The 19,880-nt window shown below is 60.0% G+C and carries 21 protein-coding genes; 3 read left to right on the top strand and 18 right to left on the bottom strand.

What is annotated here, in order from left to right:
• Positions 1-35: 35 nt before the first annotated feature.
• Together PG898_RS03600 and rsmF are read left to right on the top strand one after the other, a co-directional pair.
• Positions 36-2,588: an MlaD family protein gene (locus PG898_RS03600; RefSeq protein ID WP_226172879.1), complete on the top strand. Its 2,553-nt coding sequence runs from the start codon at positions 36-38 to the stop codon at positions 2,586-2,588.
• 129 nt (positions 2,589-2,717) lie between these two features.
• Positions 2,718-4,148, top strand: coding sequence for a 16S rRNA (cytosine(1407)-C(5))-methyltransferase RsmF (gene rsmF, locus PG898_RS03595; RefSeq protein ID WP_226172877.1), 1,431 nt, complete (start codon positions 2,718-2,720; stop codon positions 4,146-4,148).
• A 195-nt stretch (positions 4,149-4,343) separates the two neighbouring features.
• On the opposite strand, the gene PG898_RS03590 is transcribed toward rsmF, so the two are convergent.
• The 16 genes from PG898_RS03590 to PG898_RS03515 form a co-directional block, all read right to left on the bottom strand.
• On the bottom strand, positions 4,344-4,601 hold the full coding sequence (locus PG898_RS03590) for a RepB family protein (protein ID WP_268436073.1): 258 nt from the start codon (positions 4,599-4,601) through the stop codon (positions 4,344-4,346).
• Positions 4,602-4,800: 199 nt separating this feature from the next.
• Complete coding sequence (locus tag PG898_RS03585; RefSeq protein WP_270823556.1) at positions 4,801-5,829, bottom strand: site-specific integrase; 1,029 nt, start codon at positions 5,827-5,829, stop codon at positions 4,801-4,803.
• A gap of 286 nt (positions 5,830-6,115) precedes the next feature.
• Positions 6,116-6,895, bottom strand: a complete 780-nt coding sequence (locus PG898_RS03580) for a TatD family hydrolase (protein ID WP_270823555.1) — start codon at positions 6,893-6,895, stop codon at positions 6,116-6,118.
• Positions 6,896-6,913: 18 nt separating this feature from the next.
• A complete protein-coding gene (gene holB / locus PG898_RS03575; protein ID WP_270823554.1) occupies positions 6,914-7,861 on the bottom strand; it encodes a DNA polymerase III subunit delta' in 948 nt (315 codons plus the stop codon).
• Positions 7,846-8,487 (bottom strand): dTMP kinase, encoded by a 642-nt coding sequence (gene tmk / locus PG898_RS03570; RefSeq protein WP_270823552.1) that lies wholly within the window; start codon positions 8,485-8,487, stop codon positions 7,846-7,848. The genes holB and tmk overlap by 16 nt, the downstream gene beginning before the upstream one ends.
• Entirely contained in the window at positions 8,487-9,488 is a 1,002-nt protein-coding gene (mltG, locus tag PG898_RS03565) for an endolytic transglycosylase MltG (RefSeq protein WP_218408542.1), read from the bottom strand. The genes tmk and mltG overlap by 1 nt, the downstream gene beginning before the upstream one ends.
• Positions 9,478-10,284, bottom strand: coding sequence for an aminodeoxychorismate lyase (gene pabC / locus PG898_RS03560; protein WP_270823550.1), 807 nt, complete (start codon positions 10,282-10,284; stop codon positions 9,478-9,480). The genes mltG and pabC overlap by 11 nt, the downstream gene beginning before the upstream one ends.
• A 67-nt stretch (positions 10,285-10,351) precedes the next feature.
• On the bottom strand, positions 10,352-11,593 hold the full coding sequence (gene fabF / locus PG898_RS03555; RefSeq protein WP_043131871.1) for a beta-ketoacyl-ACP synthase II: 1,242 nt from the start codon (positions 11,591-11,593) through the stop codon (positions 10,352-10,354).
• A gap of 82 nt (positions 11,594-11,675) precedes the next feature.
• Positions 11,676-11,912: an acyl carrier protein gene (gene acpP, locus PG898_RS03550; RefSeq protein ID WP_005300909.1), complete on the bottom strand. Its 237-nt coding sequence runs from the start codon at positions 11,910-11,912 to the stop codon at positions 11,676-11,678.
• A 157-nt stretch (positions 11,913-12,069) separates the two neighbouring features.
• A complete protein-coding gene (fabG, locus tag PG898_RS03545) occupies positions 12,070-12,804 on the bottom strand; it encodes a 3-oxoacyl-ACP reductase FabG (protein WP_270823548.1) in 735 nt (244 codons plus the stop codon).
• Positions 12,805-12,817: 13 nt separating this feature from the next.
• Positions 12,818-13,753 (bottom strand): ACP S-malonyltransferase, encoded by a 936-nt coding sequence (gene fabD / locus PG898_RS03540; protein ID WP_270823547.1) that lies wholly within the window; start codon positions 13,751-13,753, stop codon positions 12,818-12,820.
• Between the two features lie 66 nt (positions 13,754-13,819).
• Positions 13,820-14,779, bottom strand: coding sequence for a beta-ketoacyl-ACP synthase III (locus PG898_RS03535; protein WP_005329561.1), 960 nt, complete (start codon positions 14,777-14,779; stop codon positions 13,820-13,822).
• 6 nt (positions 14,780-14,785) lie between these two features.
• On the bottom strand, positions 14,786-15,805 hold the full coding sequence (plsX, locus tag PG898_RS03530) for a phosphate acyltransferase PlsX (RefSeq protein ID WP_041205769.1): 1,020 nt from the start codon (positions 15,803-15,805) through the stop codon (positions 14,786-14,788).
• A gap of 9 nt (positions 15,806-15,814) precedes the next feature.
• Positions 15,815-15,982, bottom strand: a complete 168-nt coding sequence (gene rpmF, locus PG898_RS03525; RefSeq protein ID WP_005300935.1) for a 50S ribosomal protein L32 — start codon at positions 15,980-15,982, stop codon at positions 15,815-15,817.
• A gap of 20 nt (positions 15,983-16,002) precedes the next feature.
• Positions 16,003-16,524 carry a 23S rRNA accumulation protein YceD gene (gene yceD / locus PG898_RS03520; RefSeq protein WP_025326977.1) on the bottom strand — a complete coding sequence of 174 codons (522 nt, stop codon included), beginning with the start codon at positions 16,522-16,524 and terminating at the stop codon, positions 16,003-16,005.
• 270 nt (positions 16,525-16,794) lie between these two features.
• Positions 16,795-17,448, bottom strand: a complete 654-nt coding sequence (locus PG898_RS03515) for an START domain-containing protein (RefSeq protein WP_270823546.1) — start codon at positions 17,446-17,448, stop codon at positions 16,795-16,797.
• Positions 17,449-17,619: 171 nt separating this feature from the next.
• On the opposite strand from PG898_RS03515, the gene PG898_RS03510 reads away from it, so the two are divergent.
• Positions 17,620-18,201: a Maf family protein gene (locus PG898_RS03510; RefSeq protein ID WP_270823545.1), complete on the top strand. Its 582-nt coding sequence runs from the start codon at positions 17,620-17,622 to the stop codon at positions 18,199-18,201.
• Between the two features lie 72 nt (positions 18,202-18,273).
• Here PG898_RS03510 and PG898_RS03505 read toward each other — a convergent pair whose 3' ends face one another.
• Together PG898_RS03505 and rluC are read right to left on the bottom strand one after the other, a co-directional pair.
• The gene (locus tag PG898_RS03505; protein WP_270823544.1) at positions 18,274-18,921 is read right to left on the bottom strand and encodes an HAD family hydrolase; all 648 of its coding nucleotides are present in this window, start codon (positions 18,919-18,921) and stop codon (positions 18,274-18,276) included.
• The gene (rluC, locus tag PG898_RS03500; RefSeq protein WP_202619452.1) at positions 18,921-19,865 is read right to left on the bottom strand and encodes a 23S rRNA pseudouridine(955/2504/2580) synthase RluC; all 945 of its coding nucleotides are present in this window, start codon (positions 19,863-19,865) and stop codon (positions 18,921-18,923) included. The genes PG898_RS03505 and rluC overlap by 1 nt, the downstream gene beginning before the upstream one ends.
• Positions 19,866-19,880: the final 15 nt, after the last annotated feature.

Below are 19,880 nucleotides of genomic sequence, written 5' to 3'. Positions count from 1 at the left end.
TGTGCTGTGCATCACAGCCAACTTAAGGAGTCGGTATGATCGGGGCTGAACCCGTCATTGAGAAACGTCGCTGGTTATCTCCAGTCTGGCTGTTGCCCTTCATCGCCCTCTTGCTGGCAGGGGGGTTCATCTACCAGCAGTGGACAACCAGTGGTCAGCTCATTCGCATCAACTTTGCCCAGGGTAACGGCATCTTGCCGGGCAAGACCCAATTGCGTTATCAGGGGGTGGCCATCGGGGTGGTTCAGGAACTGGAGCTGGCTCAGGACGGTCGCAAGATAGCCGTGCTCGCCAAGGTCGACAGCCGTGCCCGCCCGCTCATTCGCAAGGGGTCTGACTTCTGGCTGGTAAGCCCCAAGGCCTCCCTCACCGAGATCTCCGGTTTAGATACCCTGGTCTCCGGCAACTACATCAACCTGCAACCTGGCCGTGACAACAACCCGCTGGAGGATGAGTTCGATGCTCTGGACGGCCCTCCCCCCGGCTATCAGGCCCAGGGGCGGACCCTGCACCTGACCGCCGATTCGCTGGGCTCGGTCGGCATCGGAGCCAGGATCTACTTCCGCGGGATCGAGGTCGGCAGTGTCATCAATACCCGCCTGGGAGAGGACAACCAGAATGTGATCCTGGATCTGGTGATAGAGCCGCGCTTCGAGCACCTGGTCAAGGTGGATACCCGTTTCTGGAACATCAGCGGCATCAAGGGCTCCTTCAGCCTGGCTGGCGTCAGCGTGGAGGCAGGTAGCCTCACCTCCATCCTGAGCGGCGGCATTGCGTTCGACTCCCCCAAAGCGTCGCCTGTCGCGCAAAAGGGGCTCAATTTCACCCTTTATAAAGGGCTGGCAGAGGCGGCCCGGGGCGAGCGCATCACCATCCAGGCGGGCTCTCTGCCCGTCAAGGATGGCATGCCCATCCTCTATGAAGGGATCGAGATTGGCAGGATTGATCCCATTCGCCTGACCGAGCAGGGCCGGGTCGTCACGGCGCTGATCAACCCCGAGCAGGCATTTCGCATGACCGGCAAGAGCCGCCTGGTCTGGGAGACGGTCTCCCTCTCCCCCACAGGGGTTAAGCACGCGGATCGCCTGCTGACCGGACCGGCCATCCGTCTCGACTATGTGGCGGGCGAGCAGGTCAAGACCATGGCGCTGGAGAGCCAGGCCCAGATCAGCGGGATCAAGCTCACCCTGCAGGCGGACGATCTCGCCGGGTTGAACGAGAGTGCACCGCTCTGGTTCAAGGGGTTGCAGATAGGCCAGCTGGGGGCGCTGACCCTGGATACCAGCGGCAATGCCAGCGTCAGCCTGGTGGTGAATGAGCGCTATCAACATCTGCTGAAACGGGCCCGTTTCTATCGCGCATCCCCTTTGCAGGTCCAGGCCGATCTGAGCGGCGTCAAGGTGGAGACCAGCCCGGCAAGTGCCTGGCTGGCGGGTGGGATCAAGCTGGTCCAGGCTGCCGGGGGGGATCGTATCGACCGCCTCTATCCGAGCGAGGAACTGGCCCTGCTCGGTAGTCGCAACGCCCAACCCGAGCGCTGGACACTGCACGCCGAGCAAGCAGACGGGATTGGCGTGGGTTCCCCCGTCCTCTATCTGGGGTTGGAGGCGGGCAAGGTCAAGGCGTTGAAAGCCGAGGAACGCGGGGTGGCCATCACCCTGGAGATCGACGCCGTCTATGCGCCCCTGCTCAGGCAGCAGCCCCAGTTCTGGAAGAAGGCGGCCATCGAGGGCAAGATCCGGCTCGACGGCGTGCAGGTCAAGATGGGAAACCTCGCCACCCTGCTGCGGGGTGCCATCGAGTTTGACCTGCTCGGCACCGGCCGCAGCAGCCATCAGCTGTTTGACAGCAAGGCGCAGGCCAGTACCCAGGTCCGCACCCTCACCCTGACCGCCGACAGCAACCCCGGACTCGGAGTGGGCAGCCCCATCCGTTATCGCGGTGTGGACATCGGCAAGGTGGAGCAGGTTGAGCTGGATCCCACCTTGGGCCAGGTGCGTTTCAAGGCCGAGCTGGATGGGCAGTATGCCGCCCGCTTCCTGCAGAGCGGAGCACGCTACACCCTGGTGCAGGCCAAGCTTGGGCTGGGGGGCGTCTCCCATCTGGACACCCTGATCAAGGGCGCCTTCGTGGAGGCAAGCCCGGGCCAGGGCGCGGGCAAGGAGCACTTCCCCTTGAGTCTGAGCGCCCCCATCGGATTGGCCCTGACCCTCAAGAGCCCCTCCGTGAACGGCATCAGCGTCGGCAGCCCCCTGCTGTTTCGCAAGATGGTGGTGGGTAGCGTCAGCGGTGTGGCGCTGGCCCGTGATGGCAGCGAGGTGCTGTTCGAGGTGAACGTCGACAGGAATTACGCTCACCTGGTGCGCGCCAACAGCCGCTTCTGGAACGTGTCCGGAGTCAAGGCCGACATCGGCCTGACCGGCGGCACCATAGAGGTGGAAACAGTGCAGAGCCTGCTGGCCGGCGGCATCGCCTTCAACACCCCGGAGCGGGAGATGGGGCCGACCGTCAAGGCCGGCCACAGCTACCCGCTTCATGGCAAGGCGGAGAAGGAGTGGCTGGAGTGGAGCCCCCGCATCCAGCCCTGATGCTCCCCTGACCCTTTGACCCAAGCCCGGCCCAGTGCCGGGCTTGTTCGTTTTACCCATCGCCCATTCAGAATATTCCGACCCCTGTGGTACTATGTCGCCCCTCTTTTGGGTCAGCGAGACGGCACTGTGCACGACAATACCTACCTTCCCGAACACTTCCTGCGTCATATCGCGGACATCATGCCGACCCACCTCTCCATGGATGCGTTCGTGGCGAGCTGTCGGCGGCCGCTGCGGCGCAGCATCCGGGTCAACACCCTCAAGATCTCCGTGCCCGACTTCGTGACACGCATGGCGTCACTGGGCTGGCAGCTGGATCCCGTGCCCTGGTGCGAAACCGGCTTCTGGCTGACCCGGGCCGACGAGAGCGTGCCCCTTGGCAACACTGCCGAGCACCTGTGCGGCCTCTTCTACATCCAGGAGGCGAGCTCCATGCTGCCGGTGACGGCGCTCTTTGCCAGCGAGCGGATAAAGCACGATGGCATGCTGCTGGATGCGGCGGCGGCGCCCGGCTCAAAGACCACCCAGGTAGCGGCCCTGATGAACAACCAGGGCATGCTGGTTGCCAATGAGTTTTCCAGCAGCCGGCTCAAGGTGCTGAGCGCCAATATCCAGCGCTGTGGCGTGACCAATGTGGCCATGACCCATTTCGATGCCAAGGTGTTTGGTCAGTGGTTGCCGGAAACCTTCGATGCCATCCTGCTCGATGCCCCCTGCTCGGGGGAAGGCACGGTGCGCAAGGATGAAGATGCCCTGCGCAACTGGAGTCTCGAGAGCATCGAGGAGATTGCCGCTGTGCAGCAAGGGCTGCTGGAGAGCGCCTTCCACGCCCTCAAACCCGGTGGCGTGCTGGTCTACTCTACCTGCACCCTGAGCCTGCAGGAGAACCAGGCGGTCTGTCAGTCGCTACAAGACAAGTTCGGCGACGCCCTGAGCGTCGACTCCCTGGCCTCTTTCTTCCCCGGTGCCGGGCAAGCCTGCACCCCCGAGGGTTACCTGCATGTCTGGCCCCAGATCTTCGACAGCGAGGGCTTCTTCGTCGCCAGGATCAGCAAGCACCACTCAGTGCCCAACACCATGTTCAAGCCGGGCAAGCTCGGCAAGTTCCCCTTCTCCCCTCTGCCGGCGAAAGAGGCCGAGCCCATGTTGCAGGAGATAGAAGCGAGCTTCGGGGTCGCTGCGCGGGGTCAGCTGTTTGGTCGCAATGACGAGATCTGGCTCTTCCCTCACGCCTTTGAGCAGGTGCAGGGCAAGCTGCGCTTCGATCGCATCGGCATCAAGCTGGCAGAAACCTTCAAGAAGGGTTATCGCCTCACCCACGAATGGGCACTGGCCTACGGCAGTCTGGCCACCCGGGGGTGTGTCGAGCTGGATGCTGCCAACGGGCGTGAATTCATGATGGGACGGGATGTCTGGCCCGAGCTGGCCCCGGGAACGGGGGAAGTGATCGTCCGTTATCAAGGTCACCCGCTTGGTATGGGGAAATGGGTCGGGAGCCGCATCAAGAATGCCCTGCCCCGTGAGCTGGTGCGGGACAACAACTTGTTCAATGAGTGAGATGCCGGCGGCCATTTCAAGGACTGACACCTGTTCGAGTCTGGAAAACCCACACTCTGGTTGAACTTTTAGTCACTTCTTGAAATGCCTCGCACCTTGTCTAAGCTTAAGGCAATCCGCATATCAATTAGCGCACGGCTCTGCAAGGAGCCAATTCCCCTATGCCAGGTACAAGGAATTCGTACCTGGCTTTTTTTATTCGCTGATCTCCGCGAGTGCTTTCTCCGATCGCCCCTGGGGCACCAGCTCGTGCTGGTAAAGCAGATCGATCGCCTGCTCGATGAGGGAGGCCTGATTGTCCTCCAGGTGCAGACCGAGTTCTTGCAACCGCTGGGCATGGCGATTGCTGATCCAGCATTGCAGCCTGCTGTGGGTTTCCTGCTTGCGTTTCACGTGTTGGCGTTGCCGCTCGGCATTGTCTTGCGCCACATTCATCTTCATTTCCTGGCTCATATGACCTTGCTAACTAAGAGTTCCTGGTTTGTTATCTCTCATTCTATTCGGCAGGATGAGACTCTCCCTTGCCAGGGGTGAGAGCCGCCGTCTGTGCCCGGCTCTTTTCCCTTCACCGGCACTGCGTCGGAGTGCGATAAATATATCATCAAATCAATCGGATGGTATTTAACATAAAAAATACCTAGACGCGGTTATTTTACAGTAAGCCAGCGAGGGCATGATCGGAGAACTTGTGCGCATCGTCGAAATACTCCTGCAGGGTACGCATGTCCTTGTGCCGTGTCACCTCGATGATCTTGTTCATGGGCTTGCCCGCGGTCACCGCCGAGGTGATGAAGCCTCGGCGCAGGCTGTGGCCACTGACATAGAGATCGTCGATGACCTGGCCGGTTCGCCGCTTGATCATCAGGTTGATGCCTTGCGGGCCCAGGGGATCTGCGGTGAGCTGCCCCCAGCGGGTCATGCGGCGAAACAGCGGACCCTGGCTTATGCGGCTCGCTTTCAACCAGCGGCCAAGGGCGGTTACCGTGCAATAGTGCTTGCCGGGGATGAGCGCGATTTCGGTTTCATGGAGTTGATGCTTGCTCGGCTTGAGCCGTAGCCGGATCCCCTGCCCCACGAAGTCGAGATCGCTCACCTCGATACGAGCTGCTTCTGAGCGGCGCAGGGCGCCGCTGAACATCAAAAGCAGCAGGGTGTGGTCCCGCAGCCCCGCCAGGGTGGAAGTGTCTATCTCGTCGAGCACCTGGGTCAGGGGTTGCAGAGTCAGGGCTCCCGTCTTGCGTTTGCGGTTATCCCCGAGGCGCACTATGCCCCGCATCATCTCCTTTATTTCCGCATGCTCGGTCGGCATGGGATGAATGCCCTTCTGCTTGAAGGCATAGCGGATACCGGCGAGCCGCCGCACCAGGGTGGCCGGTTTTCGAGGCTCCCCGTTGCGCAGCTCCCCCTTCCCCTCCTCTTTATCCAGCCATACCCAGTCGGCCAATATGCCGTCAGCCTGATCCGCCAGAAAGTTCATGATGTCGTGATGGCTGGTTTGCAGCGGATCAAGTCCATGCAACTGGCACCAGAATACGAAGATACGGGTGTCTGCCTGATAGGCATTGAGGGTGGAATCCGCTTTTGCGCTGCGCAGGAAACGCCGCGCCCGGCTATTGAGTGCAGGATCGAATACCGCCTGCAGTGACTGATGAACAGGTGGTGAAATGGTTGGATAGGTCACGTAAGTCTATGATTCGATATGGAGTTTAGGAGGATCTTACAGGATCTTTCCGATCCATCAAGTATCGATAATGAATATTATCGATACTTAAAGAGTATTGATTCAATGCCTCCAACCTCGCGGAGATAATAAACAGGCTTACTCTATATCCGGAAAAGACGTTATCCAGAAGATGGATCCCTATCGGATACGGGTGAGAGATAACGAGGCGGGTGGTTGATATTGCCGTGGGTAATCGGGCTGATGATTTTAAATAAAGAGCCCCGTCTGTCGGGGCTCCTTGGGATTATTTTTTAGCCAGCTTGAATAGCTCAAAGAAATTGTGGCTGGTGGCCTCTGCCAATTCGGCCAGCGATATCTGCCGTAGATCGGCAATAAATTGCGCGACGTCTCGTACGAAGGCGGGCTCGTTCTCCTTCCCCCGGTGAGGAACAGGGGCAAGATACGGAGAGTCCGTCTCTATCAGCAATCGCTCCAGTGGCAATGCCTTGACCACGGACTGCAGTGCCGAGGCATTCTTGAAGGTGGCTATCCCCGAGATGGAGATGTAAAAGCCCATCTCCATGGCGGCCTCGGCCATCTCTAGCGATTCGGTGAAACAGTGCAGCACGCCCCCCACCTGTTCGGCCCCCTCTTCGCGCATGATCTGCAGGGTGTCTTGCTGGGCATCCCGGGTATGGATGATGAGGGGCTTGTTCAATGCCCGGGCTACCCGGATATGTTCCCGGAAGGATGCCTGCTGCACCTCCTTGTTTTCCGGCGAATAGAAGTAGTCGAGCCCGGTTTCGCCTATGGCCACCACTCTTTCATCCGCCGCCTGCGTCAACAGCAAGGCGGCATCCACCCCGGGATCCTGATTGAGCGGATGGACGCCACAGGAGGCAAACACCTGGGGATAAGGGGCGATCGCCGCCAGCATGGTCGGGAACTGTGCCTGGGTCACGCTGACGCAGAGAAAATATCCCACCTCCAGTTTCGCGGCCTTGGCCAAGACATCGGCCATGTCGGTCTGCTTGCTGCCATAGCTGAGACGGTCGAGATGGCAATGGGAATCAACGAGTAACATAGACAACCTTGTAACTTGTCATAACCAGCGATTGAGCCAGTTCATCAGATGGATGGTGGGATTGGAGAGCTGGCCCGGCTGGCAGGCCGCTTTCAGGGCGACGAGCTGCTGCTCCGCCTCCAGCAATCTTTCGCTGGAGTGCAGCTGTGCCAGCTGCTCGCTGAGGGCGGCCAGATCCGGCATCGCCAGCTGGTGATGACCACAGCCCGCCTGGGTCTTGAGGGCATCGCACAGGAAGAGTTGCAACCAGTGCAACCTGATCTGGCTCTCCTGTGCCAGCTGGGAGCAGACACTCGCCGCCCGGGTCGGCGTCTGTGACAGGGAGACGAAACTCTCCAACAGATCCCGGCGTGCACTGTCTTGCTGTTCTTCGATATAGCCCAGCACCCGAAGCGGCGCCCCCTGACAGATCCGCACCTGGGCCTGAGTGGCCTGATGGCCCTGTTCACTCAGCCAGCGCAGGGTTTCCCCCTCCGTCGGCAGCTGACAGACATGCTTGTGACAACGGCTGAGGATGGTGGGCAGCAGGCGAGAAACTTGAGATGCGATCAGCAACAGCAGACTGTCGCCGGCCGGCTCTTCCAGGGTTTTCAGCAGGGCGTTGGCGGCGGACTCCGTCATCCGCTCCGCGTCCGGAATGATCACCACCTTGCCGCGCCCCAGCTGGGAAGTGCTCTGCAGGCGGCCGCAGATCTCGCGGATGGCCTCGACCCCTATGCTCTTGCTGTCGGCGCTAATGGTGCCGAGATCCGGATGATGGCCCTTGTCGAACAATTGACAGGCGTGGCAGTGACCGCAGGGTTCACCGCGATCCGGCTGCTGGCAGAGGTGCAGGCGCGCCAATCGTTCTGCAAGCTGCTCCTTGCCAAGGCCGGGATCCCCGAGCAGCAGCCAGGCGTGGCCCAGACGGCCGGCCTGGGCCGTCTGGCTCAGGGCATGCCAGTCCGGGATCAGCCAGGGATACATGGGGACTCATCTTTCAGGTAGTCGGCCAGTGCTGCCTCGATGGCGGCCTTGACCCGATCCGGCGTCTGACTCGCATCGATCACCAGGATGGTGTCATCCTTGGCCGCGAGTTCCAGGTAGCGGGCGCGGGTGCGCTCAAAGAAACTGAGTTGCTCCAGCTCAATCCTGTCGAGCTCACCGCGATGGCGTGCTCGTTGCAGACCGAGGGCGGGATCGATATCGAGGTAGAGGGTCAAATCCGGCTTGAAGTCCCCGAGTACCGCCTGCTTGATGGCGCCAATGAGCTGGGCATTTATGCCGCGACCGCCCCCCTGATAGGCCTGGGAGGAGAGATCGTGGCGATCACCGACTACCCAGATGCCCTCGGCCAGTGCCGGCTTGATCCGGGTCTCCACGAGCTGCACCCGGGAGGCATACATCAGCAGCAATTCGGCTTCGACAGTGAGGCGCTCGTCGTGCACCTCCTTGACAATAGCGCGCATCCGCTCCGCCAGAGGGGTGCCACCCGGTTCACGGGTGCACTCAATCCTGTCGATGCCGTGGGCATGGAGATAGTCGGTCACATAGCGCACCGCGGAGCTCTTCCCTGCCCCTTCCAGTCCTTCAATCACGATAAATTTAGACATTAGGGTTTCTTCAATATGTATTCGCGAACCGCCCGATTGTGTTCATCGAGGGTCTTGGAGAAATAGTGGGCCCCGCCCCCCTTGGCGACGAAATAGAGATAGTCGGTCGACTTGGGGTTGAGCGCCGCCTCGATGGAGGCCTTGCCCGGCATGGCGATGGGGGTCGGCGGCAAGCCATCGATCACATAGGTGTTGTAGGGGTTCACATCGGTGAGATCGCTACGGCGGATGTTGCCATCGTACCTGTCCTTCACCCCGTAGATGACGGTGGGGTCGGTCTGCAGCTTCATGCCAAGGCGCAGCCGATTGACGAACACGGAAGCGATCTGCGCCCGCTCGTCCGGTTGGCCCGTCTCCTTTTCGATGATGGAGGCCATGATGAGCGCCTCATAGGGCGTCTTGTAGGGCAGATCGGCTTGACGCTTCTCCCAGTTCTCCTGCAGGAAGGTTTTCATGTCCTGATAGGCACGGCGCAGGATGGAGATGTCGCTGGCATGGGTGGTGTAGGCGTAGGTTTCCGGCAGGAACCAGCCCTCCAGCTTGCCGTTGTCGATGCCAAGCTCTTGCGCCAGCTCAGTCTCGCTCTGCTCCACGGTCAGCCGCTCCAGGTAAGGAGCGCTCGAGAGCTGTTTCAACCAGTCTTCGAAACGGGAACCCTCGACAAAGGTCAGGCTGAAATGAAATTCCTTGCCGGAAGCAAACAGGGAGAGGGTCTCCTTGAGCGGGGCCCCTTCCTTGATCTCATAGGTACCAGACTTGATGGCGACCAGTTCAGGGTGGCCACGCAGCCAGAGCCGCACCGCCCAGGGGCTGGTTTCTCCCTCCCCCAGTTCGGCAATCAGGCGCGCCGCATGGGCGCCTTTTTCGACGGTAAAGAGGCGCGTCGGCCCCTTGTTGGTGAGCGTCTCCACCTCTTGCCATTTGTAATATACATACCCCCCGGCGACGGCAACGGTCAGGGCTGCCCCCGCGAGCAGGGTGTAGAGCCGATTAAACTTCAATGACCAAACGCTCCTGTAAACGGCGGATCAATACCGGGCTGGGATAGTGCATATCCCCAATGCTGGTGACCGGCACTATGCCCATCAGGGTATTGGTCAACCAGACTTCTTCGGCCTGCCACAGTGACTCCAGCGGAGCCTCCACGACACGCAGTTCAATACCCATCTGTTTAAGCATCATGATCACGCGCTTGCGCATGATGCCATCGATCCCGGCGCGGGCGAGATCCGGTGTGAACACCGTCTTGCCACGGCGCCAAAACAGATTTGCACTGACCCCTTCTACCAGAAATCCACGGCTGTTCAAGACTATACCTTCGACTCCGCCCCGCGCGGCAAGTTCGCTTTTGAGCAGAACTTGTTCCAGACGACCCAGGGTCTTGAGCCCTGCCAGCATGGGAGCATCACCAAGCTGCTGCTGACAGACCAGGGCCGCGATGCCGTTTTGCTGCCAGTCAAGATAGTGCGCCGGGTATGGCGCCAGGGAGACAATGCGGGTAGGCGTATTGCATCCCGCGCCGTCATAGCCCCGTCCCCCACTGCCACGGGTCAGCACTATCTTGGCGACAGCCTGCGTCTGCCCTGCTGCCACTTGCGCCACTTCGGCGGCCAGGCTATCCCAGGGAAGCTCAGCAAACCCCAGTTTGGCGCAGGCATGATGCAACCTGGCGAGGTGTGCCGGCCACCAGACCACTTCACCCTGCTTCACCAGCATGGTGGTGAAATGGCCGTCCCCGTATGTCAGCCCTCGATCCCGGGCGGACACTGCTTCTGTCGGTATTCCATTAATCAGCAAGGGGATCCCTCCGATAAAAAAGGCCCGATACAGTCGTATCGGGCCTTATCATTTCGCCCAAAGCGAATTATACGCGTTTGAAGATCAGGGAGCCATTGGTGCCGCCGAAACCAAACGAATTGGAGAGGGCATATTCAAACTGGCCGGGTTTGGCCACATGGGGCACCAGGTCCAGATCGCACTCCTCATCCGGGTTGTCCAGATTGATGGTGGGCGGTGCCACCTGATCACGCAGGGCCAACACAGTGATGATCGCCTCGATGGCCCCCGCCGCCCCCAGCAGGTGGCCGGTCATGGACTTGGTGGAGCTGATCATCAGGGACTTGGCATGATCGCCAAACACCTCTTTCATGCCACGCAGTTCTGCCACATCACCCAGTGGGGTGGAGGTACCGTGGGCATTGATGTAACCGATCGCCTCCGGCGCTATGCCGGCATCCTTGATGGCATTCTTCATGGCGCGAGCGCCACCGTTGCCATCGGAGGGAGGCGCCGTCATGTGGTAGGCGTCACCGCTCATGCCAAAGCCTACCAGCTCGGCATAGATCTTGGCGCCACGGGCCTTGGCGTGTTCGTACTCTTCCAGCACCAGCACCCCGGCGCCATCACCCAGCACGAAACCGTCGCGATCCTTGTCCCAGGGACGGCTCGCCTTTTGGGGTTCGTCGTTACGGGTAGAGAGTGCCTTGGCCGCCGCAAAGCCGCCCATCCCCATGGGGGTGGAGGCTTTCTCAGTGCCGCCGGCGACCATCACGTCCGCATCACCGTAGGCGATCATCCGGCCGGCCATGCCGATGGCGTGGGTACCCGTGGTGCACGCCGTAGTCACGGCGATGTTCGGGCCCTGCAGCCCCTTCATGATGGAGAGATGACCGGACACCATATTGATGATGGTGGATGGCACGAAGAAGGGGCTCAGCTTGCGCGGGCCGCCGTTGACGAGGCTGCTGTGGTTCTGCTCGATGAGACCCAGACCGCCGATGCCGGAGCCGATGGCAACGCCGACCCGCTCCGCATTCTCTTCGTTGATGACGAGGCCGGAATCATCCAGTGCCTGCACCCCCGCCGCCACGCCGTACTGGATGAAGAGATCCATCTTGCGGGCTTCTTTGCGGTTGATGCCGTATTGTTCTGGATCGAACTCTTTGACCAGGCCTGCGAAACGGGTCGCAAACTCGCTGGCATCAAAGTGATCGATGAGAGAAATGCCGCTCTGCCCGTTGAGCAGGGCTTGCCAGCTGGATTCGGCAGTATTGCCCACAGGGGAAAGCATCCCCAGGCCGGTTACCACGACTCTGCGTTTTGACACTGAGCTAGTCTCCGAGAGGTATTTTGAAAGGGAGTAAACATAAAAGAAGCGGCCCTTGGGCCGCTTCTTTCAGAACAGGAACTTATTCCTGATTAGCGGTGATATAGTCGATAGCCGCTTGAACAGTGGTGATCTTCTCGGCTTCTTCATCAGGAATTTCGGTATCGAATTCTTCTTCCAGCGCCATTACCAGTTCAACGGTATCCAAAGAGTCAGCGCCCAGGTCGTCGACGAAGGAGGCAGCGTTCTTGACGTCTTCCTCTTTAACACCCAGTTGTTCGATGATGATTTTCTTTACGCGTTCTTCGATGTTGCTCATGACCTGAATTTTCCTTTAAAAATACGCTATTGCGTCTGGTTGGGGTAGTGTATTCAATTGACGTGAGTTTGCAAGTGACTTGCCGCTGGTCAAACCACGAAATTCGCCAAACTTCGGCGTATTATCGCAAATTTGAACAGATCTTACGACAAATTGATTACACCATGTACATCCCGCCATTAACATGCAGGGTTTCGCCGGTAATATAGGCAGCGTCGTCAGACGCCAAGAATACCACAGCGGCAGCAATTTCTTTCGGATCACCCAAACGGGCGGCAGGCACCTGATTCATGATGCCGGCACGCTGTTCTTCATTCAGTGCCTTGGTCATGTCGGTTTCGATGAAACCGGGGGCCACCGCATTCACCGTGATGCCACGGGAAGCCACTTCACGGGCCAATGACTTGGTAAAGCCCACCAGGCCGGCCTTGGCGGCAGCATAGTTGACCTGACCGGCGTTGCCCATGGTACCGACCACGGAACCTATGCTGATGATGCGACCATGGCGCTTCTTCATCATGGCACGCAACACCGGCTTGCTCAGACGGTACAGGGAGGTAAGATTGGTGTCGATGATCTCATTCCACTCGTCATCTTTCATCCGTATCAACAGGTTATCGCGGGTGATACCGGCGTTGTTGATCAGGATGTCGATGTCGCCAAAACGTGCCTTGATGGCGGCAAAGACGGTTTCGATGGATTCCTGGCTGGTCACGTTCAGTGCCATGCCACAGCCCTGTTCGCCCAGATAGGCACTGATGGCCTCGGCACCGCTCTCGCTGGTCGCGGTCCCCACCACTTTCGCGCCACGGGCCGCAAAAGTTTCGGCAATCGCACGACCAATGCCACGGCTGGCGCCGGTGACCAGCACAACTTTATCGGTAAAACTCATGTCTTGCTCCTGTTTATTTGACTTGGGCCAGCGCCTGCTCGAAAGAGGCGGCATCGTTGGCGTGAATACCTTCTACGCGCGGATCGATGCGCTTGGCCAGCCCGGTCAACACCTTGCCCGGACCCATCTCGATCTCGAGGGTGATACCGTCGTTTGCCATCCGCTCTACCGTCTCGGTCCAACGGACCGGGCTGAACAGCTGGCGCACCAGGGCCTGCTTGATGGCGGCCGGATCCTGTTCACAGGAGACGTCGACATTATTGATGACGGCGATGGTTGGAACCTTGATCTCGATCCCATCCAGCGCGGCGGCCAGTTTTTCGGCTGCGGGTTTCATCAGGGCGCAGTGGGACGGCACCGAGACCGGCAGCGGCAGCGCACGCTTGGCGCCTGACTCTTTCATCAGCACGTTGGCACGCTCGACCGCTTCTTTATGACCGGCGATGACCACTTGACCCGGGGAGTTGAAGTTGACCGGAGAGACCACCTGTCCTTGCGCCGCTTTCTCGCAGTTGGCGGCGATGGAGTCGTTGTCCAGCCCTATGATGGCGGCCATGGCGCCGGTGCCTTCCGGCACGGCTTCCTGCATGGCGAGGCCACGCAGTTCAACCAGCTTGACCGCATCGGCAAAGGCCAGGGCGCCGCTGCACACCAGGGCGGAATACTCTCCCAGGCTGTGACCGGCCATGACGGCGGGGGTTGCCCCACCCTGCTGTTGCCACAGGCGCCACAAGGCGACGGAGGCGGTCAGCAGTGCCGGCTGGGTGCGCCAGGTCTTGTTCAGATCCTCGGCGGGACCATTCAACACCAGGGCCAACAGGTCATAACCCAGCACCTGGCTCGCCTCGGCGAAGGTCTCTTTAATCACGGCGTGTTGCTCGGCGAGCTCCGCCAGCATGCCGACGCTCTGGGAGCCTTGTCCCGGGAAGGCAATGGCAAATCGGGTCATCATTGATTCCTTTAAGGTAAGACGAAATCGGTAAGCGGGCGCCGAGACGCGCGGCGCCGCTTGGTATCAGAGGCGAACCAGCGCCGAACCCCAGGCAAAACCACCGCCGAAGGCTTCCAGCAATACTAGCTGGCCCGGTTTGATACGGCCGTCACGTACCCCTTCATCGAAGGCGATGGGCACGGAGGCGGCGGAGGTATTGCCGTGGCGGTCCAGGGTCAGGATCACCTTGTCAAGCCCCATGCCGAGTTTCTTGGCGGTGGCGTTGATGATACGGAAGTTGGCTTGATGCGGGACCAGCCAGTCCAGCTCGCTCGGGTCGATATTGGCGGCAGCCAGGGTCTCGGTCACGATCTCGCTCAGGCGCGTCACCGCGACCTTGAAGACATCGTTGCCCTTCATGTACATGTAGGCTTCGAGCTCGGCACCCGGCATGCCACGGCGAGGCTGCGGCAACTTGAGCAGTTCGCCATAACGGCCGTCGGCATGCAGGTGGGTAGACAGTATCCCGGGTGTCTCGCTCGCGCCGATCACCACGGCCCCGGCTCCATCCCCGAACAGAATGATGGTGCCCCGGTCTTCCGGATCGCACATGCGGGAGAGCACGTCGGCACCGACCACCAGGACGTGGCGAGCGGCGCCAGACTTGACGAACTGATCGGCAATGGAGAGCGCATAGGTGAAACCGGCGCAGGCCGCCGCCACGTCAAAGGCCGGGATCCCCGGTACCTCGAGCAGCCCCTGCAGTTCGCAGGCCGCGGCCGGGAAGGCGTTCTCGGCGCTGGTGGTCGCCAACACTATCATGTCCAGATCGGCGGCGGTCAGGCCTGCGGCATCCAGCGCCCGCAAGGCCGCCTGATGAGACAGGGTCGCGACGCTCTCGTCGCTCCCGGCGATGCGGCGTTCACGGATCCCGGTACGTTCCACGATCCACTCGTCACTGGTTTCAACCATCTGCTCAAGATCGGCGTTGGTACGAACCGAACTCGGCAGATAACTGCCAGTACCCAGAATTTTGCTATGCATAGAGTTTTATAAATCCCTGTCGGAAAAGACAGATTCAAGGCGATCTGCAATTTGCAATGGAAGTTGGTGTTTGGCTTCTTGTGCGGCCAGCAGAATCGCATGACACAGAGCGCGGCGCTCGGCCCGCCCATGGCTTTTTACCACAATGCCGCGCAATCCTAACAGACTCGCGCCATTATACTGGTCGGGGTTCAGGTAAGAAAAACGCCGTTTGAACATAAATCCGGCGAGTCGACCAAGAAAACTGCGTTTTTTGCGAGGATATCCGGCCAGTTCGGCCATCATTCGCACCACGCCCTCGGCGGTCTTGAGCGCCACGTTGCCGACGAAGCCGTCACAGACGATGACGTCGCTGTCACCGCTGAAGATCCTGTCCCCCTCGATGAAACCGACAAAATTGAGCGCGGCGCACTGGCGCAACAACTCGGCACTGTGGCGTACCAGGTCATTGCCCTTGATCTCCTCCTCCCCCACGTTGAGCAGCGCCACCCTGGGGGATGCTATTCCCTCGACCTGCTCGGCCACGACGGAGCCCATCACCGCAAATTGCAGCAAGGTGTCGGCATCGCAGCTCACGTTCGCCCCCAGATCCAGCATCACTGTGCGTTTTCCGCTCAATGTCGGCAGCGCCTTGATGAGGGCGGGCCTGTCGACCCCGGGCAGGGATTTGAGCACGCATTTGGCCATGGCCATCAGGGCGCCGGTATTACCAGCACTGACGCAGGCATCGGCCTCACCGGCTTTCACCAGATTGAGCACAACTCGCATGGAGGAGTCTTTCAGGGTACGCAGCGCGACGATCGGCTTTTCGCCCATGCCGACGACCTGGGATGCATGTACGAGACGAACGCGGGGATGAGTCAGCAAGCCATGTTGCTGCAACAGAGGGGCGATCAGGTGTTGGTCACCGACCAGAACAAGATTTAGTTGAGGCAGAAGAGACAGTGCCTGCACGGCGGCAGGCACTGTTTCAGAGGGGCCAATATCTCCCCCCATTATGTCTAGCGCGACAGTTTGCGTAGACAAAGGCAATCCTTAAGCGATTACCTTTTTACCGCGGTAGAAACCATCGGCAGTCACGTGGTGACGACGATGAATTTCGCCACTGGTCTGATCAACAGTCAGGGCTGCAGTGGTCAGCGCATCGTGGGAACGACGCATGCCACGCTTGGCGCGGGTTTTACGGTTCTGTTGTACGGCCATGGTAGGCTAACTCCTAAAATTCACTTACGTTTGAGCTCTTCAAGAACTGCAAAGGGATTCGGCCGCTCATCAGCAGGTTCGATGTCACCCCAAGTCATTTCCATGTTTCCTCGCGGGCAGACATCCATGGGATGCATGGCCACCTGAGGCAACGAGAGGATGAGTTCATCCTCCAGGATTTGATGAAGATCTATCTCGCCGTTTTCGTCCAACTCAATGGGCTCATAAGCTTCCGGCAGCTCTTCCTCGTTTGTTCTCTCGAACAGCGGAGTGTAAATAAAACTAGCTTCACAAAGGTGCTCGAAAGCCTCTCCACAACGCTGGCAAACCAGGTCAACCTTGGCATGGGCAGTGCCTTTCATAACGGTCAACTTCTGGACATCTTTGCCAAACTGCAGAGTGACGTCCACATCACTTCGCAAGCCTTCGGTTGATGCTTCCAGTCTGGGCATCTGCGACTTTTCCACTATCCCGACATAATCGAGTAGCTTCAAGGCATTACGGACTGGATCAACCTTAACGGGCAACTTCACCTTTTGCATAGGGCGCGAATATTATAGGTCCAACAAGGGATAGTCAAAGGAAAAAGTCCTTACCGCCGATGATTTTACCTGCACAAGCCCCTGCATGCGGGAACTTGTGTTCATCGGTGGCCGATTATGCCATAAACCGCGGGATCCCGCACAGGATCCTGTACAGTCATCCCCCTTGGCCAGGATCTCGGGGTCAGTGAGCCTTTTATGCCGTTGCACGTCCCTCCCCCATCCCGTGCCCCGCTCGCCAGGTGCCCGGCTTGACCTCCATTTCCAGATTCAGGGCGCGGCAGGACAGCCTCCACCGCCGAGCAGGCGTTGCCTAGGCGCGGCTCTGGGTTGTGCCTCCATCAACCGGCGGATGGCCTGAAAGCTGCCCAGCGCCGCCTTGATGGCCATTGGATTGACCAGCCAGCCCGGCAAATGGCGGCCCGGGTTGGTATGGCTTTCGAGCCTGATCAGGGTGCTGCCATCGCGTTGTGGCAGTGCCTCCCAGCGACCGGCACTCTCCCGGATCCGATACAGACCTGGGCGAGGCGCCAGGGCGTCCGGCTCGGCCCACACCTCCAGCACCAGCGCGCAACCGGCCCGCCTGATCAGATGGGAGCGTGTGATGAGCTCCCTGTCCTGCACCGGCCAAGGGGACGCCAGGCGGGTGTAAACCAGGTCATCATCGGGGCCGGATCTTGCCAGCAGCCGCACCTCGCGACTGGACGGCAACCACTCCCGATGGCGCGCCGTGTCTCGCAGCACGGCCAGCAACGCCATGGGATCCGCCTTGACCCGCATCTCCAGGCGCAAGGCCAGAAAGGGGGACGGAGGACGTGCCTGGGTCCAGAGCTGTACGCCGCCCTCCCCCTTTTCTGGCTGCCACTCCTGTCCCCAGCTCGCGAGGGAGAGCAGCATCAGGGCCAGCACACCGTATCTTGTCATGTCGCACTCCTGTCCCATCAACCTATGTTACGCCGCGCTCGGGTCGCCAGCATGTCGTCGGTTTTTTCGTGGTAAACCCAGGCCGGCATACGGGCGCTCGGGGTGGTTTGCGTGGGCCTTCTGTCACAGTTAGAATCAACCAATTGATTTATAAATGGATATCATCAACACATGCAGACCACTCTGATCCTCGCCTCCACTTCCCGCTATCGCAAGGCGCTGCTGGAAAAACTCGGCCAGCCGTTCCTATGCGCCTCCCCCGAGATCGATGAAACCCCGCTGCCCGGGGAGCCGGCCGAGGCACTGGTCAGCCGCCTGGCCCATGCCAAGGCGAGTGCCATCACCCGCCAACATGATCAGGGGTTGATCATCGGCTCGGATCAGGTGTGCGTCTGTGACGGCCGTATTCTCGGCAAACCGGGCACGGTGGATAACGCGGTGGCACAGCTTATGATGGCCCAGGGCAAGAGCGTCACCTTTTATACCGGCCTGTGTGTGCTGAATGCCGCAAATGGCCGGGTCGAGCAGCTCGTGGAGCCCTTCACCGTGCATTTTCGCTCCCTGGATGAGGCGGCCTTGCGCCGTTACGTAAAGGCGGAGTTGCCCCTCGATTGTGCCGGCAGCTTCAAGTGTGAAGGCATGGGCATCATGTTGTTCAAGGGGCTGGAAGGGCGGGATCCCAACGCCCTGATCGGTCTGCCCCTGATCGGCCTGATCGAGTTGCTGGCACGTCACGGCCTCAATCTGCCCTGAGCAGGAAACAGAAACAACAATGGGAGCCAAGGCTCCCATTGTTGTTTCTGTGTTCATCAACCCGGTGCGCACTCAGCCCAGCAGTTGCCTCAGCTCATCCATGGTATCGACGATGGCAACGGGATGATGTTCGGCCAACCTTGCACGATCATGAACACCCCAAGTGACGCCGATGCGTGGCATCTGCAACGCCTCAGCCATCGCCATGTCATGGATGGAGTCGCCAATCATCACCGCCTGGTGCGGCGCAAAACCCAGCTCATCCAGAATTTGCGTCAACATCAGGGGATCGGGTTTGGAGTTCGCTTCATCCGCACCACGGCTGGCGGCAAAGAGAGGACGCAAACCCGTTTCATCCAGCACACTGTCGAGGCCCCTTCGGGACTTGCCCGTGGCGATTGCGAGGCCAATGCCCTGTGCCTGCCAGCCAGAAAGCAACTCGCGAGCGCCGGCAAACAGCGGGCTGGGTGTATCGTCATGCAGATAATGGTGACGATAACGGGCGATCAGGGCCTGGGCCCGCTCACTCCCCTCTGCCAGATTGAACAGGCGGGGAATGCCGACCGCCAGGCTGAGCCCGATGATCTGATGGATGGACTGCGGCTCGGGCACCCCCTCGCCGCAGTCGCGGGCGGCCGCTTGCACACAGGAGACGATCCGCCCCACCGAATCCATCAGGGTACCGTCCCAATCGAAAATGGCGAGTCGGACGCGCTCCATCAGCGTGCCAGCTTGTTCAGGAAGGCATCGAGCTCGGGGGCGAGCGGCGCCTCCACCTGCATCTCGCGATCATCGGCCGGATGGGTGAAGCTCAGTTTCCAGGCGTGCAAAAAGAGCCGCTTCAGCCCCAGGGTCCGCATCTTCTCATCAAACGCCGCCTCACCGTATTTGTCATCACAGGCGATGGGATGGCCGGCATGCTGGGTATGAACCCGGATCTGGTGGGTACGACCGGTGATCGGGCTGCACTCCACCAGGGTCGCTTCGGCAAATTGACGGGCAATGCGGAAGCGGGTCTCGGAGGGCTTGCCGTCACTGCTGACCCGCACCACCCGCTCGCCGGATTGCAGATCGTTCTTGCGCAGCGGCGCATTGACCACCTTGACGTGTGACTGCCACTGACCGCGCACCAACGCCAGGTACTGCTTGCGCATGGTCTTGACCCGCAACTGCTCATGGAGGCTGCGCAGGGCACTGCGCTTCTTGGCAACCAGCAGCACGCCGGAAGTGTCGCGATCGAGCCGATGCACCAGCTCCAGGAAGCGGGCTTCCGGGCGCAGGGCACGCAACCCCTCGATGACGCCAAAGCTCAAGCCGCTGCCACCGTGCACCGCCATGCCGGACGGCTTGTTCAGCACTATCATGGCCTCGTCTTCAAACAGGATCTGGCTCTCCAGACGCTGGATGCTGCCGAGGTTGGCAGAGGGCAATTCGTTCTTCTCGGCCACGCGCACGGGAGGGACCCGCACCTCGTCACCGGCGCAGAGTTTGTATTCCGGTTTGATGCGTTTCTTGTTGACGCGCACCTCTCCTTTTCGAAGGATGCGATAGATCAGGCTCTTGGGGACGCCCTTTAACTGAGTCTTGAGAAAATTGTCGATGCGCTGCCCTTCATGCTCAGCTTCGATGGTGAGCAGCTGCACTTGTTGATGTATCTGTGTCATGGCGCGGATTTTAAC

Origin of the sequence: Aeromonas sp. QDB31 (assembly GCF_027707605.1) — a bacterium.
In the GTDB taxonomy this organism is placed as follows: Bacteria; Pseudomonadota; Gammaproteobacteria; order Enterobacterales; family Aeromonadaceae; genus Aeromonas; species Aeromonas media.
Note: the sequence above shows the minus strand (reverse complement) of the source record. Positions and strands in the feature narration are given on the sequence as shown.

Bases quoted from the DNA above. Each gene is read 5' to 3' on its own strand.
- PG898_RS03600 (WP_226172879.1), top strand. From the start codon at position 36: ATGATCGGGGCTGAACCCGTCATTGAGAAACGTCGCTGGTTATCTCCA.
- PG898_RS03590 (WP_268436073.1), bottom strand. From the start codon at position 4,601: ATGAGCCAGGAAATGAAGATGAATGTGGCGCAAGACAATGCCGAGCGG.
- PG898_RS03510 (WP_270823545.1), top strand. From the start codon at position 17,620: ATGCAGACCACTCTGATCCTCGCCTCCACTTCCCGCTATCGCAAGGCG.
- fabG (WP_270823548.1), bottom strand. From the start codon at position 12,804: ATGAGTTTTACCGATAAAGTTGTGCTGGTCACCGGCGCCAGCCGTGGC.
- tmk (WP_270823552.1), bottom strand. From the start codon at position 8,487: ATGTCTAAATTTATCGTGATTGAAGGACTGGAAGGGGCAGGGAAGAGC.
- holB (WP_270823554.1), bottom strand. From the start codon at position 7,861: ATGTATCCCTGGCTGATCCCGGACTGGCATGCCCTGAGCCAGACGGCC.
- rluC (WP_202619452.1), bottom strand. From the start codon at position 19,865: ATGACACAGATACATCAACAAGTGCAGCTGCTCACCATCGAAGCTGAG.
- PG898_RS03505 (WP_270823544.1), bottom strand. From the start codon at position 18,921: ATGGAGCGCGTCCGACTCGCCATTTTCGATTGGGACGGTACCCTGATG.
- PG898_RS03580 (WP_270823555.1), bottom strand. From the start codon at position 6,895: ATGTTACTCGTTGATTCCCATTGCCATCTCGACCGTCTCAGCTATGGC.
- PG898_RS03535 (WP_005329561.1), bottom strand. From the start codon at position 14,779: ATGCATAGCAAAATTCTGGGTACTGGCAGTTATCTGCCGAGTTCGGTT.
- fabD (WP_270823547.1), bottom strand. From the start codon at position 13,753: ATGACCCGATTTGCCATTGCCTTCCCGGGACAAGGCTCCCAGAGCGTC.
- yceD (WP_025326977.1), bottom strand. From the start codon at position 16,524: ATGCAAAAGGTGAAGTTGCCCGTTAAGGTTGATCCAGTCCGTAATGCC.
- rpmF (WP_005300935.1), bottom strand. From the start codon at position 15,982: ATGGCCGTACAACAGAACCGTAAAACCCGCGCCAAGCGTGGCATGCGT.
- PG898_RS03515 (WP_270823546.1), bottom strand. From the start codon at position 17,448: ATGACAAGATACGGTGTGCTGGCCCTGATGCTGCTCTCCCTCGCGAGC.
- acpP (WP_005300909.1), bottom strand. From the start codon at position 11,912: ATGAGCAACATCGAAGAACGCGTAAAGAAAATCATCATCGAACAACTG.